We start from the raw sequence: 19,224 nt of genomic DNA, 5'->3' as shown, positions 1-19,224 counted from the left end.
AATGGCGATATACACCCCTGAAAAAAACGAGGCCACGCCCATGCTGCTTGCTACGTTGATCCATCGCGCCAATCTACCCTGCCCGCAAGTAGGCCCCGACCAGGCAGCGCAATTGCTCGAGCAGCACTACGGCCTCACGGGCACCCTGCAATCACTGGGCAGCCAGCAAGACCTCAATTACAAAGTCGACAGCACTCGCGGCCGGTTTGTTCTGAAGATCTGCCGGGGCGACTATGCGGCGATTGAGCTGCAGGCCCAGCACGCGGCCCTCGACACCCTGCAGGCCGTGCGGGTGCCCAAGGTCATCAAGGCCCTGGGCGGTGAAGAACTGTTGAGCGTGACGGTCGATGGCCAGCCCCTGCACCTGCGGCTGCTGGACTATATCGACGGCCAGCCGTTGACCCATCTGCCCCATTTGGGGCGCGACGTGATCGCAGGCTTCGGCGACCTGTGCGGGCGCATGAGCCTGGCGCTGGCGGATTTCTCCCACCCTGGATTGGACCGTACCCTGCAATGGGACCCGCGCCATGCCCGGGAACTGATCACCCATCTGTTGGCCACCCTGGAAAACCTGCCCCACCGCGCCGCGCTGGAACAGGTGGCCGAGCAGGTTGAACAGCGCATTCGCCCCCTGGCCGACCGCCTGCCCTGGCAAGCGGTGCACATGGACATCACCGATGACAACGTGGTGTGGCAGCGCGATGCGCAACGGCACTGGCAACTGCAAGGCGTCATCGATTTCGGCGACCTGGTGCACACCTGGCGGATTGCCGACCTGTCGGTGACCTGCGCGGCCCTGTTGCACCATGCCGAGGGCGACCCGTTTGCCATCCTGCCGGCGGTCCGGGCCTGCCATGCCGTGACCCCACTGCAGCGCGAGGAGTTGCAGGCGTTGTGGCCGCTGATCGTCGCCCGTGCGGCAGTGTTGGTATTAAGCAGCGAACAGCAGCAGCGCCTGGATCCGGACAACACTTACCTGTTGAAAAACGCCGAACACGAGTGGGAAATTTTCCATGTGGCGTCGTCGGTGCCGTTTGAGCTGATGGAGGCTGCGATTCTCGGCAGTGTCGGTGAGACGCTGTCGTCGATTGCCAGCCAGGACTTCGCGCCGTTGCTACCGGGCCTGGTGGGGCGTGAGTTCGCGCTGATCGACCTGGGGGTGCTCAGCCCGCATTTCGAAGCCGGCAATTGGGAACTGCCCGGCATTGATCGGCAACTGCTGGATCAGGCGGCGGCCGTGCATGGGCTGGCGGCAAGTCGTTATGGCCAATATCGGCTGTCGCGCACCTGCCCGGACAGTGCCACCGAACCGCAGACTTTCCCCCTCCACGTAGAGCTGCATCTGCCCCATGGCACGGTGTTGGAGGCGCCTTTTGCCGGAACGCTGCATCAGGACGCCGATGGCCTTGTGAGCGTGCAAGGGGTGGAGCTGAGCGTGCGGTTGTGGGGCGTGGACACCCGGTTGAAGCACGGTTCATTGCTGGTGGAGGGGCAGGTTCTCGGTGAGGTCCATGGGCCGCTGACCGTGCAACTGTGCCGTGCCGACCTCGAACCGCCGCTGTTTTGTACACCGTCCCGGGCCTTGGCCTGGCAAGCCTTGTGCCCCTCGCCCGCGGCATTACTGGGACTGGCCTGCGATGCCGAACCGGAACTCGACCCCCACGCCCTGCTGGCCCGGCGTGACGCCAGTTTTGCCCGCTCGCAGAAGCACTATTACGTCGACCCTCCACGCATCGAGCGCGGCTGGCGCAACCACCTGATCGATATGCAGGGCCGCTCCTACCTGGACATGCTCAATAACGTTGCCGTACTGGGTCACGGCCACCCGCGCATGGCGGCGGTCGCGGCGCGGCAATGGTCGCTGCTCAATACCAACTCGCGGTTTCACTATGCCGCCATTGCCGAGTTTTCCGAGCGCTTGCTGGCGCTGGCGCCGGCGGGCATGGATCGGGTGTTCCTGGTCAACAGCGGCACCGAGGCCAACGACCTGGCCATCCGCCTGGCCTGGGCCTACAGCGGTGGGCGCGACATGCTCAGTGTGCTGGAGGCCTATCACGGCTGGTCGGTGGCGGCGGATGCGGTGTCCACCTCGATTGCGGACAATCCCCAGGCCTTGAGCAGCCGCCCGGAGTGGGTCCACCCGGTTACCGCGCCGAACACCTATCGTGGTGAATTCCGCGGGCAGGACAGTGCGCCGGACTACGTACGAAGCGTGGAACATAACCTGGCGAAAATCGCTGCGAGCAAGCGCCAACTGGCCGGGTTTATCTGTGAACCGGTGTACGGCAACGCCGGCGGCATCTCCCTGCCGCCGGGTTACTTGCAGCAGGTGTACGGGTTGGTGCGTGCCCAAGGCGGCGTGTGCATCGCCGATGAAGTGCAGGTCGGCTACGGCCGCATGGGGCACTTTTTCTGGGGCTTCGAAGAGCAGGGCGTGGTGCCCGACATCATCACCATGGCCAAGGGCATGGGCAACGGTCAGCCACTTGGCGCGGTGATCACCCGTCGCGAGATCGCCGAGGCATTGGAGGCCGAGGGGTATTTCTTCTCGTCGTCGGGGGGCAGCCCGGTGAGTTGCCGGATCGGCATGGCGGTGCTGGATGTGATGGAAGAAGAAAAGCTGTGGGAAAACGCCCAGGTGGTCGGCGGGCATTTCAAGGCCCGGCTGGAAGCGCTGATCGACCGTCATCCCCTGGTGGGCGCGGTTCACGGTTCCGGTTTCTATCTGGGCCTGGAGTTGGTGCGTGACCGGCAAACCCTGGAGCCCGCCACCGAAGAGACCACCCTGTTGTGTGATCGCTTGCGGGAGTTGGGGGTTTTCATGCAGCCGACTGGCGATTATTTGAACATCCTCAAGATCAAGCCGCCGATGGTGACCTCCAAACGTAGCGTGGACTTCTTTGTCGACATGCTGTCGAAGGTGCTGGATGAGCAACTGTAAATAATCGATTGTTATCGGTGATTAGCTGTCATATTTTTCATCCAGGCTGTCTGTTCGCTTTTAAAGCCGATTTTTATCCGTTATAAAGTCGGCCTTTACCCCATTCGGAGTCCTGATCGCCATGACCACCCTGCACAGCACCCCCCGCGCCGATGGCTTCCACATGCCCGCCGAATGGGCGCCACAGACCCAAACCTGGATGGTGTGGCCCGAGCGCCCGGACAACTGGCGCCTGGGCGGCAAGCCCGCGCAGGCCGCTCACGTGGCCGTGGCCAAGGCCATCGCACGTTTTGAGCCGGTGACCGTTGCGGTTTCCGCCGGCCAGTACGAAAACGCCCGCGCCCGCCTGGACGTGCCGAATATCCGTGTGGTGGAAATGTCCAGCGATGACGCCTGGGTGCGCGATACCGGCCCGACGTTCGTGATCAACGACCGTGGCGAAGTGCGCGGCGTGAACTGGGATTTCAACGCCTGGGGCGGTTTTGACGGTGGCCTGTATTCGCCGTGGAACCGCGACTCGCAGGTGGGCGGCAAGATCCTCGAAATCGAGCGCGCGCCGCGTTACCGCACAGAGGGTTTCGTGCTGGAAGGCGGCTCGATCCACGTCGACGGCGAAGGCACCCTGATCACCACCGAAGAGTGCCTGCTCAATCGCAACCGTAATCCGCACCTCGACCGTGCCGAAATCGAAGCGGTGCTCAGCGCCAACCTGGCTGTGGATAAGATCATCTGGCTGCCGGACGGCCTGTTCAACGACGAAACCGACGGTCATGTGGATAACTTCTGCTGCTACGTGCGCCCGGGCGAAGTATTGCTGGCCTGGACCGACGACCCGCAAGACCCGAACTACGGACGTTGCCACGCCGCCATGGCCGTCCTGCAAAGCAGCACCGACGCCCAGGGGCGCTCGTTCACAGTGCATAAAATGCCGATCCCGGGGCCGTTGTATGCCACTGAGGAAGAGTGCGCAGGGGTCGACCCGGTGGACGGCACACAGGAACGCAATCCGACCGTGCGGTTGGCGGGTTCCTACGTCAACTTCCTGATCGTCAACGGCGGCATCATCGCGCCAAGTTTCGACGACCCGTTGGACGCTGAAGCCAAGGCTATCCTGCAGAACCTGTTCCCGCAGCACGAAGTGGTGATGGTGCCGGGCCGTGAACTGTTACTGGGTGGCGGTAATATCCATTGCCTGACCCAACAACAGCCGGCCCCGCATAAAAACTGAGTGCGGTTGTAACAACGCCTTTCCGGCAGCCGGGCGCTCCTCGGTTTCGGCCTCTACAGCAAGCCCACGGCCCATCACGCTCGTGGGCTTTTTTGTGTCCACCCACCTATAAACACGCGACATTGGCATAGCTCTTGTATCGGTGTTGCCCCAGTGTCCCAGGGTGATGACCGCACAGTTCTGTCATAAACCTTGAGTAAGTTAGCCGCTCACGCAGCAGGAGAGAGCGCCGAAATGAATGCCAATATCAACCCGATGTACACGCGCACCTTCCACCCTTCGCGGGTTGACGGTGACGCGATCCATGCGCTGGGGCTCTGGTTGAAGGAAAACGGCTCGCGACAAGTCAGGCAGCAGCCGGATTTGCGCAGTGTGATGAGTGAACGCTACCCGGTGGGGTTGTTCAGCGAGGATGAAATGCACGCGTTGTGCGAGTTGATTGAAAACTGAACAATCACCACTGATGTCGTAGATACCGTCTATCCAACACCGCGTAAATCCGTAGCTGCTGCCGAGCACAAGCGAGGCTGCGTCGGCCGCGACTCGAGATTGAATCGGCTGCGCGCCCTACGCAGCCTCGCTTGCGCTCGGCAGCTGCTACGGGGTTTGTGTGGTGTTGCTTGAGACGACCTCTACGGGTTTATCGGGGTTAGAAACTGTAGGTGCCTGTCACCACCAGGTTACGCGGATCGCCCGGCTGAATCTGCGCCACACTGGTCGCCGATTCGTAGTAGGTCTTGTCGGCGATGTTGTTCAGCGCCGCGCGCACATCCCATTCTTTCTGCCGGAACCCGACCAACGCATCCCAACTGCCATAACCCGGCAGCACCACGGTGTTGAGGCTGTCGGCGTAGCGGTCGCCGACCAGGGTCAAACCGGTTTCCGCGTACCAGCCCATCTCCGGTTTCCAGGTGACAAACAGGCTTGCATTGCGCTTGGCCACGTCGCTGACGCGCTTGCCTTCAAAGCCGTTGTTGTCCTTCTCGACCTTGGCATCCTGCAGGCCGACACCACCGCGTACAGACCAGTTGCCGACGATCTTGCCGGTGGCTGTCAGCTCCACGCCGCGCGAGCGCTGCAGGCCGCTGAGCAGGGTAATGGTGCGGTCCAGCGGGTCGCTGGTGCGGCGGTTGTAGAGTTCCAGTTCGTACACCGCCAGGGTGGTGCTCAGGCGATCGTCGAGCCAGTCGCTTTTCACCCCGATCTCTTTTTGCTTGGTCAGCTCGGGGCTCAGGTCGTTGACGCTGCCGGCGGCGTTCGGGGTGATGCCGATCAGGCCGCCACCGGCCGGTGAGAAGGTCTTGCTCCACGAGGCATAGAACGAGTGGTGTTCCAGGGGCGTCCACACCAGGCCAAAGCGCGGGCTGGTGCTGTGGCTTTTGACGTCTTGTCGGGTATTGAGCAGTTTGTTTTTGGTGTCCACTTCGAAACGGTCGTAACGCAGGCCGGCCAGCACTTGCCACTGGTCGTTCAGGCGCAGTTGGTCTTGCACATACAGGGCGCGGCTTTCGACTTCGGTGTGGTTGTTACTCGATACGCTCATGCGCCCGGTGTGGCTCAGGCGACGGTTGGGCTGGTTGAGGTCCAGGGCTGGCACGGCCTGGCCACCGCGGTTCACAGCAGTGGCGGTGTACAGCTTTGGATCGCGGCGCTGGCTGCCCAGCTCCACGCCGGTGAGCAGGCGGTGTTCCAGGCCGAAGGTGCTGAAGCCTCCTTCCAGCTCGACGTTGTTGAAGACGTTGAGGGTGGTCAGGTCTTGCTGCCAGCATTGGCGCGTCACCCGATTGGTCGAGGCAACATAGGCGGTCTGGTAGGTGTTGTCGAAATCGCTGTCGAGCTTGAACACGCCGAGGGTCTGGCGCAGTTGCCAGTTGTCGTTGAGTTCGTAGGCCAGCTTGGAGCGCAGGGACTGGGTCTTGTCGTCGATGTAATCGCGGCTGTCGCCGTAGGTGGTGCTGCGACTGACGTCGGCGGGGCGGCCGTTGACGCCGGGGATGCCGCGATCCGGCGTGCGGTTGTAGCGGCTGTATTCGTATTGCACCAGCCAATTGAGATCCGGGGTGAGCTGCCAGCTCATGGACGGCGCGAACAGTTGGCGATTGCCGCTGACGCCGTCGCGGAAGCTGTTGTTGTCCTGGTTGCCCATGTTCAGACGCAGGCTGATGTTGTCGGTGGGGTCGGTGCTCAGGTCGGCATACACACTGCGCAAATCGTTGCTGCCGCCCTGGGCCTCGATGCTCGACTTGCGCCCGGCCGTTGGCAGTTTGCTCACGCGGTTGACGATCCCACCCTGGCCGCCTCGCCCGTAAAGCACGGCTGCCGGGCCTTTGAGCACTTCGATGCGCTCGATGTTGTGCAGGTCGCGCACGTACTGGCTGTCGTCGCGAATGCCATCGAGGTAGAAGTCGTTGCTCGCGTCGAAACCACGGATGCGCAGACTGTCGAAGCGCGTGTCGGCGCCGCTGCTGACGTTGGGGATGCCGCTCAAGGCCTGGCCCAGGTCGTTGGTGCCGTAGGCGCGCAGGCTTTCGGTCTTCACCGAGTCGATGGCCTGGGGCACATACCGTACCGGTGTGGCGGTGCGGGTCGCGGTGCTGGTTTCCTTGACGCGCGGGTCGTCTTCGTCAGCTTCGGCGCTGATCGAGGTTTCGGGCAAGGTGGTGGCCGCACAGGCAAAACCGGCAGACAGCAGAACAGAAAGCCCAAGGGTCATGGGCGTCAGGCGAAGGGCAGGCATGGTGGAATGCATCCAAAGGGTTTGGCAGGAAAAAGCACGCTAATGGTAATGCTTTGCATTTGCGCGCGTTATCCATTACCAAACGTATCGGCTTTGAAATATGTTACGAGATGTGTTTCATGGGTCGTTAAAGACAGAATCTGGTCGTTTTCAGAAAGGCAGTAGGCCTTTGCTTAGAATTATTTCGCCTAAATACAGACGATTCACGAAATTGACACATAGTTCAACGCGCGACTAGGATTGCGCCCAACGCCTGTGGCTAACAGCCATGACTCATCCAATAAGAAAAGGCCCGCGGCATGTTCAGTCGTCCGCGGGCCTTCTTTTTTCGGAAAAGTCGACACCAGAAAAGCGACATGGAGCCTGGTGTCATCGCGCGTACTCAACCCGTAATAAGGAATACAAAAAATGTTGAAGCAACGGATGAGTCTGATCGCTCTGGGGATTTTGAGCGCATCGACAGCAATGGCAAACGACCAGGAGCAATCCAAGGGTTTTGTTGAAGACAGCCACCTGAACATCGCGGCCCGTAACGCCTACATCAGCCGCGACTACAAAAACGGCAAGCAAGACAAAGCCGAATGGGGCCAAGGCTTCATCGGCAAGTTCGAGTCCGGCTTCACCCAAGGCACTGTCGGTGTGGGTGTGGACGTGATCGGCCAATATGCTATCCGTCTGGACGGTGGCCAAGGTCGCGCCGGCGCGGGGGGGATCGACTTCTTCAAGCAGGGTAATGGCACCACTAACCCAGATGGCTCGGCAAACCCTGGCTCGGCACCACACGACCTGGCCAAAGGCGGCGCAGCGGTCAAGTTCCGCGTCTCCAACACGGTGCTCAAGTACGGTGATCAGTTCCCTAACGTTCCGGTCCTGGCCTACGACAACTCCCGTCTGCTGTCCGAAACGTTCACGGGTACGTCGATCGTCTCCAAAGAGATCGCCGGCCTGCAACTCGACGCCGGTCACTTCACCAAGGAAGCTCGCAAGAGCGCCGAAGGTACCGACAGCGGCCGTCTGAAAAGCATCGACTACGTCGGTGGCAGCTACAAATTCACCGAAAACCTGTCGGCCGCGCTGTACGCCTCCGACATGCAAGACGTGCTGAAGAAGCAATACGTCAACGTCAACTACGTGCTGGCCCTGCCAGAGAAACAGTCGCTGACCTTTGACTTCAATGGCTACAAGACCAAGCTGGACAAGAGCTTCGCCCTGGAAAACCAAGGCAGCGAAGACGCTCGCGACAACAAGATCTGGAGCCTGGGCGCCACATGGGCTGTCGGCCCGCACAGCTTCACCGTCGCTCACCAGCGCAGCACGGGCGACACCGGCTACCTGTACGGCGGCTACCGCAACGCTGGCGGCATCGGCGACGGCGGCAACACCATCCTGCTGGCCAACTCCTACTGGTCCGACTTCAACGGCAAGGACGAGCGCTCCTGGCAGGCCGGCTACGGCCTGGACTTCAGCACCTTCGGCGTGCCTGGCCTGACCTACAACGTGGCCTACGTGCGCGGTACCAACATTGACGACGGTTCCAACCGTGGCAATGGCACCGAGCGCGAGATCTTCAACCAGTTCAAATACGTCGTCCAAAGCGGCCCGGCCAAAGACCTGAGCCTGCGTGCTCGTGCGTCCTGGTTGCGCGTTTCCAGCAATGCCGACAAGTACAACGTAGGCGGTAACGAAATCCGTCTGTTCGCCGACTACCCGATCAACGTTTTCTAAGTGATCACACGTCGCGCCTGATTCCAGGCGATAAAAAACCCCGACTGGTTCGGGGTTTTTTTATGGGGGTGCATCAGTCCTCGTGGCTCTGCAAAATCTTGCGCGCCAACGCCGCATTCCTGTAGTCGAGCATCAAGGACAACCCCTCATAGGGTTCGATCTTTTTATTGTCGATACACAGCTGTGCCATCAGCAGCAGCACCTGGCGTTTTTTCTTGTTGACCCGCACGCCGGGTACACCGAACGCGGTCTTGCGCGTTACGGGTAACGGCGCCTCGGGCGTCAGTTGGACGGTTACCCAGATGCCCTGGACAAACTGCAACGTGATCTCCTCGATATGTTCGATGGGCAGCGGTTGCGCCAGGTTATTGAACACAAAATGCTCCGGTGTCAGGCGCAACGCGGTCTGCGGCGCGCGCTTGAATCGACGGATGCCCAGCCACAGCAGGCCCAGCCCGATAAGACCCAGGCACGCGCCCGCGCCGACTGCCGACAGCGGCGTGCCTTTCAAACGCTCCGGGGCGAGCCAGACTCGACTCAGGATAAACAGGGCCGCCAGCACAAAGGGCAGGCCCGACACCGCCATCAGCACCCCGCGCCACTGGCCGCCTTCATGCAGGCGGCGCTCACCCTCGGCCGAAGCGGCCAAGGTTTCCAGCAGCTGGGTGTGCGCGCTGTTCTCCGACACGGCCATGTCCATCACGTCGCGAGACAGCTGCTCGCGCAGTGCCTGGTGTGCGCTGAAATAGGCATCCATCTGCGCATTCGCTACGTCGCTATCCACCTCGCGGGTGGCGCCGCGCAGGGTATCGTCCAGTGGCACGTGCAGCGCCTGCAGGCGTTCGCCATTGGAGGGGTGGGAGTCGGTGGGATGGGGTTGATGAATCTCCAGGGCTTCGGCTGATGGTTGCAGTTCACACTCACGCAAGCTCGTGAACACGGCGTCGGGCAGGTCTGTAGCCGTGCCTGCCTCACACAACGCCAACAGTGCATCCTCAACGTGCGGCTGCAACATCGACATCCGCAACAACGCCGAAGCCGCCGCCTCAGGGCCCACCAACTGCGCGCCGGCAGCGTCCGCCAGCAATTCGCGCTCACGGCTCCAGTGGTTAACCGCGTGATCGAAACGCTGCATGAAAAACACCCCGAACAGCAAAGACGGGCGCATCAGCCAGCCTTGGATCAAATCGCTGCCCAGCAGGGTTTGCAGCAGCGCCTCCAGGCTGCGATTGACCCCATCGTAGATCGGCAAAAAGCGCAGGCTGTATTCCGTGTCCTGCCCCACAAAGTGCGCCAGCTCATGGCCGATCACCGCGCTGATTTCTTCACGGCTCAGCAGGCCCAGATACAGCAACGGCACATGCAAGGTGCGCCCCTGCAGCAAAGTATTCGCCGGTTGCACAGTGGCCGCGCTGGAGGTCACGTAAAAGCCCTGGGCCAGGCTCACCACGATGTGGTCCGGTGGCAGCGCACCGAGCCGACCCGCCAGCTCGTCCACATGGCGCCACAACCCTGGAGCCAGCGCGGGCGTCACCACCTGGCCGAACATCTCCAGCGGCTCGGGCTTGAACATCCCCAGCATAGGGCGCAGCTGTCTGAGCAACTGCCAGATCGAATACACACAGAACGCCGCGATCACCCCCAGCACCGCCATCAGCTTGACTTCGCCACTGCCCAGCCGGCCGATATGCCACATCCCCAAGCCTTCGAAACTCAACGCCAACGCGACGGCCGCCGCCACCGCCACCACATGGCCCACCAGCACGTAGGGCAACAGGCGGCTGCCCAGGGAGAACACCTGCAATAACCTCTCCCGTGAGTGCCGTGCCCGCCGCCCGGCCCAGTACGTACCTGCCAACGCAGCCGTACCAATCAACGCCGCCAACAGCCCCAAGCCCATCACCCACGGCGTCAGGACCCGCATCGCACCGTTCACGCGGTGGGCAATGGGCAGCTCGGCTTCGATTTTTTCCAGACGCGAGAGGGCCATTTGCACGCTGATTTTTTCATCGACCAGATCGACCGTCGCCGTCGGCTCCTTCGCCGCCAGCGCTTGGAGTTGCTGTTTAGCGGTAGTCACCGTGATGTGGTAATCGACCAGCGCCGTGGTGGTTTCGTCAGCACGCTGACGCTCCCAGCCACCGAGGGCGGCCAGCAACAGCGGGAAAACGATGAGGAGGCAGATCAGTTTGAGAGCGTTCATGGGAGTCCGTTCACAACGCAGGGGTGTTCAGGTTTATACCGAAAAAAACGCCCCTGGGTATCTACACCACTCTCAAATGCGGGCACACCACTCTGTGGTGAGCGGGCTTGCCCCGCGCCGGGCTGCGCAGCAGCCCCAATAAAGACACTGAGATTTTTCTGTTAAAACTAAGCGCCTGGTTTTGGGGCCGCTTCACAGCCCTACTTACAGCCCGGTATTCCCAGGCGACTCCAACACCTTCACCCCATCATCAATCACCGCCTTGCTCATCTCCTGCAAGTAATGCGACGCCCAGGCATGACGGTCCGTCTCCTTCGTCATCGCTGCATCTTCGGCGAGGAGCTTGGCAACGTGGGGCAAGTCGGAAACGTGATGCAAGGCTTCATGCAGGGAAACACCGCTGTTGACGCGGAACAGAGGTTGGTCGGAGTGAAAGGAGAACGGGGTGACGCCGAGGGTGGTTAACGCAGAGGGATTTGGAGCGTTCATTGGTAAAACTCCCATATCGAGTGAGAGCTACCACGTTCGTTCTCAGGCGAATGGGTGGCAGCTGTGCGCAGGCTGAGAAACCGGAGATACAGGAACCCGGCAGACCCGAAGGTCTCCCACGCACAGCCGCCATTGCACGAATTTTCAGGCGAAAAAAAAACGCCTTCAAAATCGGGTGTTGGGGGCGCTTGGTGCGCCTGCATCTTGCCGGGTTCTCAGGCCCGATCGCTGAATTGGCAGCGACGGGGGGAGGTTAGCGTCGTGAGCGGTGAGGAGCAATCGGGAAAATAGATCGATTGATTTTTCAGTTATTCCTTAAAGGTAGCGACCGGGCGTTGATGCCATTAACGAATGGTAAACCTCCTGAATTCGAACGTTGTCGATCATCCCTTCCGTAGAGAATAGGCAGGAATCCGCCAAAAGCTGCCGTGGCAGCAGGCAGCAGGCTGCCGAAAGCAGTCCGCTGTCAACGCCCTCTATCGGACGACGCTGTTGAAATATCGAGTACTAAAGCGGTTTTGTCTGGCAATTGCGCTACGTGCCGATCCGGTCGCCAAGGGGGTGCTTACCAGTTGTAACTCACCGACCCGGTCACATTTCGGCGATACCCGTATTTGCAGCTGTCGCCGCTGTAACCACACTGGGACACATAGGTTTCGTCGGTCAGGTTGGACGCATTGAGCGCCAGCTTCGCCCCTGCATAGGATGAAGACAGCTTGCCCAGGTCGTAGCTCAGGCTGGCGTCAAACAGCGTGTAGTGGGGAATGCCTTCGCTGTTTTGCGAGTCGATATAGCTCTTGCCGACATAGCGTACTCCTCCCCCTATCGCCAAGCCCGATAGCGCGCCGCCCTGAATGGTGTATTGCGACCAGAGCGAGGCCAGTTGTTCAGGGGTATTGCCAGGTTGATTGCCTTTCTCATCGGCCGTATTGCTGCGGGTAATTTCAAGGTGTGAATAGCTGTAGTTGGCCATCAACTCCAGCGCATCGGACACCTGCGCCTTGCTTTCCAGTTCGATACCGCGCGACTGGATTTCTCCGGTCGCCACCGAGAAACGATTGTTGGCAGGATCGGCAGTCAGTACATTTTGCCGCGTCAGGTCGAACAGCGAGACGGTCACGTAGCTGTCACTGCCCCTGGGCTGGAATTTGATCCCGACTTCGTACTGGCGACCGGTTTCGGGTTCGAAGGCACTGCCGTCACGCGCCACCGCCGTGATGTTAGGGAAAAACGACTCCGAATAGCTCGCGTAGGGCGCCAGGCCGTTGTCTGCCAGGTACATCACACCGGTCCGCCACGTGAAGGCGTGATCGCGCTGCTTGAGGTCTGCCGCCGTATCGGTGGCGTAATGGACCGTTTTCGAGCGTGCCCAGTCTTGGCGACCGCCCAGGTTGAAGACCCAATGTTCGTCGAATTTGAGCTGTTCCGAGAGATACACCCCCGCCTGGTCTAGCTGACGACGCTGGTTGATGTCGTAAAAAGCGTCCAGGTCGCTGTAATCCTGGTGATAGACCGGCGCATACACATCCAGGGGATCAACCACGTTGCCACCCCCCAACTGGTTGGTACTGGCGTGTTGCAAATCGATACCGACCAGCGTTGTATGTTCGAAACGGCCGGCGTTCCACTGGGCCTGGAAGTGGTTATCGAGCAGCGCATTCTTCACCTTTTCGTGGCCCAGATAACCGAAGCGGCCCACGGTGCGCTGGTCGTCATCCAGGCCGTATTGGTAAATCGTGCGCTGTTCCTGGTAGGAACGGCTGTAACGGGCGTTCTGGCGGAATGTCCAGATATCATTGAGGTGATGTTCAAACTGATACCCCAGTGACCACTGTTCTACATCATATTTGTCGAAGTCAGGGTCGCCGACAAAACGATCCGTAGCGATCCGTCCGTAACGCGAGCTGTCGAGGGTGCCGACCCGTGGCAACGCGTAGTAGCCCAGCACATTGCGGTCTTTTTGAAAGGACGCCAGCACCGTCAGCGAGGTGTCGTCCGAGGGGCGCCAACTGATTGCCGGGGCGATGAATTGACGGTCATCACGGGCGTAGTCGATTTGCGTACTGCTGTCTCGCCACAGCCCGGTGAGGCGATAAGTCAAGACGCCGTCCTCGCTAAGCGGCCCGCCGAAGTCCGCAGCCAATTGCTTGCGATCAAAACTGCCTGCCTGCGCCACCAGTTCATGCAGCGGCTCATCGGTGGGACGCTTGCTGATCACGTTGACCATGCCGCCCGGTGAGCTTTGACCGTAGAGCACCGACGATGGCCCGCGCAGCACTTCCACGCGCTCCAGCCCATAGACTTCACCCACGGCACGGCTCTGGTTGGCAAAGCTGTACTGGCGCAGGCCATCGCGATAGATACCACCGCCAGTCGTCGCGTCAAAGCCACGAATACTAATCGTGTCGCGCCGGGTATCGACACCGTTGGCTTCACCATTGACCCCGGCGGTGTAGCGCAGCACCTGCCCTATGCTTTGTGGCTGCTGGGCATCGATTTGCTTACGGGTGACCACGCTGATCGATTGCGGCGTTTCCATGATCGACGTATCGGTCTTGTTGGCACTCATGGTCCGGCTGGCGACCAGGCCATCGTTGCGGCCTAACGAGGTGTCGTAGGCGGTGCCACTGATGGCGGTCGGCGCTAGCTCCAGCACGTCGCCGTTGCTCGGTACCAGCAGCAGGCTACCGTCGTCCTGGCGCTCATAGGTCAGCCCAGAGCCGAGCAAGAGCTGCGCCAGGCCGGCCTCAGTACTGAAATCGCCTTGCAGCCCCTGGGTTTTCTTGCCGGCCGTCAGCGTTGAGCTGCCCGCCATGGTAATCCCCGCCTGTGCGCCGAAACGTGACAGCGCAGAATCCAGGGGGCCAGCGTCGATGCTGTAATGCTGCGAACTACCCGCGGCAAAGACTGGAAGGCTGCAAAGCGGTTGCACGCTGAGCAACAACAGTCCAAGCGTACGGGCACGCAGGGCGCGGGAAGGTGAAGTCATACGAGGCTCCTAAGGGGTCAAGACCCACCTCTGGCGGGTGGGTGATCCCTATAGGCCAAGCGAGTACGAAAAAACTATCGTGCAGCGGAAAAAATATTTCAGGCGGGCACGATCGAGACCCAATACCGCGTCATGCGCTCGATTCGCACCGGTAGCGTGCGCGCTACCAGGGTCAAGGCTGCATCGGTGTCATCCAGCGAAAAACTGCCTGTGAGGCGTAACCCTGAGACCTGCTCATGACAACGTAAAACACCGGGGCGATAACGTGAGAGTTCCGCCACCAAGGCATCCAGGCGCAGGCGATCCGCCGGCAGAATCCCGCGCAGCCAGGCTTGGGCGACCAGCAGGTCGGGGCGGCTCGGTACGCCGATACCCAGGCGATCCACCCGTGCCTGCCATCCGGCCTCAAGTGAAGAGGACGTTGGCTGGCCGCGTGAGTGCACCTGCACCTGGCCGCCCATGACGGTGACCTGCGTGCCCTGCCGGTCATGGCGCACTTGCAACTGCGCATCGCGGCTCTGCAGGATCGCGTCCGGCGTGATCAACTGCAGCGGACGCGATTCTGCTCGCACATTCAAGGCCAGCTCGCCCTCTATCATCTGTATGCGCCGCACCTGGTCATTAAAATCCAGGTTCACCGCACTGGCCGTGTTCAGCCATAGCGAGCTGCCATCAACCAGGGCCCACTGGTGACGCTCGCCTGTTCCTGTGCGGTGGCTCGCCAGCGCGGCGCGCACTGGCGTGGAACCCGCGCCTTGCCAGGCAACGGTGCCAACCGCACCAAGGACCAACAGGCGCTTGAGTAACTGCCGACGTTTCTGCATGTCCGGCCCAGCCGACGCCAGTGCCCTGCGCGCGGTGGCATCGCGCAAAAGATTCGCTCCGGGCTGCTGCAACAGCGGCAAGCTGGCGACACGCTGCCAGGCCTGCTCATGCTCATCGCTCGCCTCGCGCCAACACCGCAATGCTTCCAGATCAGGCGCACTCATAAGCCCGGACTGCGTCCTGACAAGCCAATCAATGGCGATATCGCGCACCTGCGGATTAATCTCGGCCCTCATTCGAAACGGCTCGCATAGCAAACACTGAATGCCTTGCCCATGGCCCGTTGCACTTGAGCCACAGTCAAACCCAACTGCGCAGCGATCTGCGAATACGTCAGGCCGTCGAGCTGAGACATGAAGAAAATCTGCCGTATGCGCTCAGAGAGCCCAATCAGCAGCGAGTCGAGTTGCAACAAGGTTTCGATCACCAGATACCGGTCCTCGGGTGACGATTCCCCCCCTTCGGGCCGAGCAGCCAACGCTTCAAGATAAGCCCGCTCGATCTCCTGGCGGCGCCAGCGATTGACCAGCAGTCCATTGGCAATCGCCGCGAGAAACGCCATGGGCTGGCGCAACTCGCGCACCTGCTGAGGGGCGCGCAGCACACGGATGAACGTGTCGTGGGCCAGATCCTCGGCATCGGCACTGTGCCCCAACCGCCGGTTCAGCCAGCCCTGCAGCCAGCCGTGATGATTCTCGTACAACTGTTCGACGGACGATGTTGGGCTGGCATCCTGCATGTGAGGCTCGCACTGCGTGAATGATAATGCTTCTCATCGTATTGATCGGGCGCATGGTTGTACAGTGTTTACACCTGTTTGATGGGGTGGAATTCTACGTCCATATCTGAGCAACAACGGGAGCAAGTGGGTGCGCTACACCGAAGCCGGTTACTTGCCGATCGACAACAACGCCGCCGAGCGTGCGATCCGGCCCTTCGTGATCGGGCGCAAGAATTGGCTGTTCAGCGACACGCTCAAAGGCGCGACGGGCAGCGCTCAACTTTACAGTTTGGTCGAGACGGCTAAAGCCAACGGCCAAGAGCCCTATGCGTGGCTGCGCCACGCACTTGACGACTTCTTCGGTTGAGGATTACGAAGCTTTACTGTCCTGGAACTGCTCGCCGATGACGCATAGTTAAGCGCGCTATTCATCTTGATGGCTGGTGGGGTTTACGGTGAGTTCAAAGAACACGAGCGGAGCAACGATCATGGAATACGACGATAAACTGATTGAAGAAGCCGTGCTTGCCCTGTTGGCAACCTTCAGTTTTGATAACGGCAATGCTTGGAAAGGGTTCGACTTCGAGACCATGAACCGATTGCATGAACATGGTTTCATCAGTAATCCGGTGAACAAGAACAAATCGATTTGGTTGACGGCTGAAGGGCTGGAGCGAGGCCGGCAGATAGCCGACCGGTTATTTGGGGTAAGAACTCAAGTGGAGCATGAATCCGACTTGGATACCTGACTTCATACCACGGCCATACGATCGGTCGGGTTTATGGATCGCATAGTGCGCCTTATTTTCTTGCAGTTGCCGATATTCATTCAAACGCCAAATAGCACCAAGCCCCGAGTTACGGGGCTTGGTGCTGTGGTGCTGTGGTGCGCTTCGCGGTCACCTTGCAAACTAGAGGTCGCTCGATACGGATACGCAGTGATAACCAGCTCCCGGCAATCGAGTACTGGAGACGCTTTCCCTGCATGAGGGAACGCTCCAGCATTCCCAGGCTGTTGAGAATGTGGAAGACGGCTGCCTCCCTCAATTCCCAATCAGTGGCGTTGCCGGCATCAGTATCTGCAATGTCTTCCTGCACGGCTTTAAATGCCAGCACTCAGCGGTCACGTAGCGGCTCAAAGCCCGCTGCAGGGGGGGATTGACGATCTCGGTCGGTCGCCCGCGCCAGTTGATCCAACTCGCTGACAAGTTCGGGCTTTACTCCGAAAGACAGAACGGGAGAGGCTGCCATAACGTTGTTCCACACGTGTTCTGTATGCGCTGTGTACATGGTATGCGGACGTTATGCTTCGGCTGGTAGTCGGCCACCAATAGCGGTTTGTCGGTTTGGGGAAGGATTTACAGGCGAGCGACTGGGCTGTATTAACCCAGAAACAACAAAGCCCTCACATTTCTGTGAGGGCTTTGTTTTGTATGGTGCGGCACCAGACGAACGGTATGTTTCTGCGGGGCTAGGTTTTTCGGGCGTCTGGAGTTCGCTGGAAAATTTGGCGTACCCCAATGAGTAACTATAAATAATTCAGCTAGTTATGGCATTCAGTGGAATCGAACCCGGGTCCGCAAAGTCTCGATGCTATCCATCTACTTGATTTAGCTATCCCCAAAGAATGGGGTAGGGACACGAGGGTAGGAAATTTATTGCACTCGTCTGTCGACGCTCAATCGCACCCGATCAAAAAATCATCAGTGGCGAAGGGCACGCCCAGTTATTGGGTACCTACCGTCGAAAGGTGTGCTACTTGCGTTACCTTAGCTACGGCCTGACGCCTCCGGTACCCCTCCGGGCAAATTGGCCCAAGGCTATGGACATGGTGGTGGCAAAATAGTAGCGTTGCTCGCTACACTGCTCTTTGTATCGGGGTAGACCTGCTATGTGTTTTACTGCACTTTCTGGTTCGCCATCGAGATTACAGGGGCTATAGTTAGAGCGCTTCAAGGCGATACTTAAGGATGAGCGAGTATGCGGCGTGGTCGTTATTATTTAGCGAGAGTTATCAAGCTCGGCCAGTTAAATCAAGAAAAACTGTTAGATGCTATTGCTCAAGCACCAGTTGTGGTGCTTGGTCAGTTTGAATGGACAATCACAGATGTAATCGACAGGCGTGATTCTCCCACACCTTACATATTTGGTAATCTCGCTAAATATTCTAGAAATGGAGAAGTAACGATAGTCAATGAGCCTGCTAAACAGCAGCGTCAAGCTCAAGCCCCCTATCTTCTGGAGGCTAGTGCCCCCTTTGTCTATCTTCCGGATTTCTCGGGTCTCGCGTTTCTTCATGTCTGGAATGGAATTCAAGAAGACATATTCCCTCGGCGATTCAAGGCAATTATTGAGTCTGCATATGATAATTTTTTTGTAGGTTGCACAGTAGAACCAGTTGCGGACTACCGGGCTTTCTTGGAAAAGCTTCAGTCACTAGACATTATTACTGAGCTCTCCGCAAAGGTCCATCCACCTAACCCTCTGTTCGGTCGTCTTTGGGGTGGTTTAGATAAATATGTAAGACGGCGCCAAGCCGATGAAGTCTCGGTCCGGGAAACAACTTCTAAACCGAAAGGGTTATCAACTCAGCTACTTGAGCTGATAGAACATATTCTTGAGAACCCCAGTTATGAACCAGTTGAAGAGCCAGACATCACCGATGCTGCGATGTTGATGGCTGCAGACGGCTATGGTTCTGGTAAAGCATTGGGCACCGAAAACGGGCACGACGTAGTGATACGAACTTCAGAGTCTCAAAAGAGCTTTTTATTTGATAAAAAGCCAGATCCTGAAATACTTGCATCCCTCGCTCGCGGTCACTTCGAGCGTGTCAGTAGTGAACGCGATATGAGGCATTGACCTGTGCGATATCTCTACGGCCTCCGTGTCGCATTAATAAGTGTGGAAGCAATAGTCTTGGCACTTGGGTGGTTGGCGTGGACGTATTTAGCTCCGCAACTCCATGATTTTGCATGCTCACTGGCGCTTAATGATGAAGTCCTTAAGTATCTAATGCTTCTACCAACGGCGCTGGCTGTATGGGTATTCAATGAAGTACGAGGGTTGTTGCAAGAAGATAAGGATACGATTCAACTTCTTGTTAAGTGGCCGGATTATTGGAAATTAAAAGTTCATGCATGGGTCAGCTTGATTTACGCGGTAGTCTTTGCATGTATGTCCCTACTTCCTTGGGTCGCAAAATCAGGTATCAGCACTGGCAGTGGAATGCTGTTATTCGTTACTAGCATAATCGGGCAACTTTCCCTTGCGATTAGCGTTTACGTCGCTCGGATAACACTAAAAGAGATTGTTGCGCATGCTAAAGCCCCATGATTTACTCAATCTATCCCTAAGCTGGCGCAA

The 19,224-nt window shown here is 59.1% G+C and carries 14 protein-coding genes and 1 pseudogene; 8 read left to right on the top strand and 7 right to left on the bottom strand.

Annotation, left to right across the window (positions count from 1 at the left end):
* The first annotated feature begins 40 nt into the window (after positions 1-40).
* The 3 genes from PspCFBP13509_RS05595 (at position 41) to PspCFBP13509_RS05585 (ending at position 4,619) form a co-directional block, all read left to right on the top strand.
* On the top strand, positions 41-2,941 hold the full coding sequence (locus PspCFBP13509_RS05595) for an aminotransferase (protein ID WP_137211677.1): 2,901 nt from the start codon (positions 41-43) through the stop codon (positions 2,939-2,941).
* 121 nt (positions 2,942-3,062) lie between these two features.
* Positions 3,063-4,169 (top strand): agmatine deiminase, encoded by a 1,107-nt coding sequence (aguA, locus tag PspCFBP13509_RS05590; protein ID WP_065925790.1) that lies wholly within the window; start codon positions 3,063-3,065, stop codon positions 4,167-4,169.
* 234 nt (positions 4,170-4,403) lie between these two features.
* Positions 4,404-4,619 carry a hypothetical protein gene (locus PspCFBP13509_RS05585; protein WP_065925789.1) on the top strand — a complete coding sequence of 72 codons (216 nt, stop codon included), beginning with the start codon at positions 4,404-4,406 and terminating at the stop codon, positions 4,617-4,619.
* A gap of 199 nt (positions 4,620-4,818) precedes the next feature.
* Here PspCFBP13509_RS05585 and PspCFBP13509_RS05580 read toward each other — a convergent pair whose 3' ends face one another.
* The gene (locus tag PspCFBP13509_RS05580; protein WP_137211676.1) at positions 4,819-6,906 is read right to left on the bottom strand and encodes a TonB-dependent receptor; all 2,088 of its coding nucleotides are present in this window, start codon (positions 6,904-6,906) and stop codon (positions 4,819-4,821) included.
* A 408-nt stretch (positions 6,907-7,314) separates the two neighbouring features.
* Here PspCFBP13509_RS05580 and PspCFBP13509_RS05575 point away from each other — a divergent pair, with 408 nt between their 5' ends.
* On the top strand, positions 7,315-8,631 hold the full coding sequence (locus tag PspCFBP13509_RS05575; protein WP_027605121.1) for an OprD family porin: 1,317 nt from the start codon (positions 7,315-7,317) through the stop codon (positions 8,629-8,631).
* A gap of 73 nt (positions 8,632-8,704) precedes the next feature.
* Here the strand turns inward: PspCFBP13509_RS05575 and PspCFBP13509_RS05570 are convergent, their stop codons facing one another.
* The 5 genes from PspCFBP13509_RS05570 to PspCFBP13509_RS05545 all read right to left on the bottom strand — a co-directional run bounded on the left by PspCFBP13509_RS05570 (position 8,705) and on the right by PspCFBP13509_RS05545 (position 15,876).
* Positions 8,705-10,834, bottom strand: coding sequence for a M48 family metallopeptidase (locus PspCFBP13509_RS05570; protein ID WP_137211675.1), 2,130 nt, complete (start codon positions 10,832-10,834; stop codon positions 8,705-8,707).
* 204 nt (positions 10,835-11,038) lie between these two features.
* Positions 11,039-11,323 carry a DUF3077 domain-containing protein gene (locus PspCFBP13509_RS05565; protein WP_074848410.1) on the bottom strand — a complete coding sequence of 95 codons (285 nt, stop codon included), beginning with the start codon at positions 11,321-11,323 and terminating at the stop codon, positions 11,039-11,041.
* 565 nt (positions 11,324-11,888) lie between these two features.
* The gene (locus PspCFBP13509_RS05555) at positions 11,889-14,312 is read right to left on the bottom strand and encodes a TonB-dependent siderophore receptor (RefSeq protein WP_137211673.1); all 2,424 of its coding nucleotides are present in this window, start codon (positions 14,310-14,312) and stop codon (positions 11,889-11,891) included.
* 98 nt (positions 14,313-14,410) lie between these two features.
* Positions 14,411-15,373, bottom strand: coding sequence for a FecR domain-containing protein (locus PspCFBP13509_RS05550; protein WP_065925784.1), 963 nt, complete (start codon positions 15,371-15,373; stop codon positions 14,411-14,413).
* Positions 15,370-15,876 carry a sigma-70 family RNA polymerase sigma factor gene (locus tag PspCFBP13509_RS05545; RefSeq protein ID WP_137211672.1) on the bottom strand — a complete coding sequence of 169 codons (507 nt, stop codon included), beginning with the start codon at positions 15,874-15,876 and terminating at the stop codon, positions 15,370-15,372. The genes PspCFBP13509_RS05550 and PspCFBP13509_RS05545 overlap by 4 nt, the downstream gene beginning before the upstream one ends.
* 103 nt (positions 15,877-15,979) lie before the next feature.
* Here PspCFBP13509_RS05545 and PspCFBP13509_RS05540 point away from each other — a divergent pair.
* Both PspCFBP13509_RS05540 and PspCFBP13509_RS05535 read left to right on the top strand, forming a co-directional pair.
* Positions 15,980-16,277, top strand: a pseudogene (locus PspCFBP13509_RS05540) (IS66 family transposase); the annotation flags it as partial.
* A gap of 69 nt (positions 16,278-16,346) precedes the next feature.
* A complete protein-coding gene (locus PspCFBP13509_RS05535) occupies positions 16,347-16,607 on the top strand; it encodes a DUF6429 family protein (RefSeq protein ID WP_065925781.1) in 261 nt (86 codons plus the stop codon).
* 109 nt (positions 16,608-16,716) lie between these two features.
* Here PspCFBP13509_RS05535 and PspCFBP13509_RS32090 read toward each other — a convergent pair whose 3' ends face one another.
* Positions 16,717-16,974: a hypothetical protein gene (locus tag PspCFBP13509_RS32090; RefSeq protein ID WP_446730745.1), complete on the bottom strand. Its 258-nt coding sequence runs from the start codon at positions 16,972-16,974 to the stop codon at positions 16,717-16,719.
* A gap of 864 nt (positions 16,975-17,838) precedes the next feature.
* Here PspCFBP13509_RS32090 and PspCFBP13509_RS05525 point away from each other — a divergent pair.
* Both PspCFBP13509_RS05525 and PspCFBP13509_RS05520 read left to right on the top strand, forming a co-directional pair.
* Positions 17,839-18,720, top strand: a complete 882-nt coding sequence (locus PspCFBP13509_RS05525) for a hypothetical protein (RefSeq protein ID WP_137211671.1) — start codon at positions 17,839-17,841, stop codon at positions 18,718-18,720.
* A 57-nt stretch (positions 18,721-18,777) separates the two neighbouring features.
* On the top strand, positions 18,778-19,194 hold the full coding sequence (locus PspCFBP13509_RS05520; RefSeq protein ID WP_137211670.1) for a hypothetical protein: 417 nt from the start codon (positions 18,778-18,780) through the stop codon (positions 19,192-19,194).
* Positions 19,195-19,224: the final 30 nt, after the last annotated feature.

The sequence above is a fragment of the Pseudomonas sp. CFBP13509 genome, assembly GCF_005233485.1.
GTDB classification, from domain to species: Bacteria; Pseudomonadota; Gammaproteobacteria; order Pseudomonadales; family Pseudomonadaceae; genus Aquipseudomonas; species Aquipseudomonas marginalis.
The sequence above is the reverse complement of the archived record's forward strand: the minus strand, read 5'-3'. Positions and strand labels throughout refer to the sequence as shown.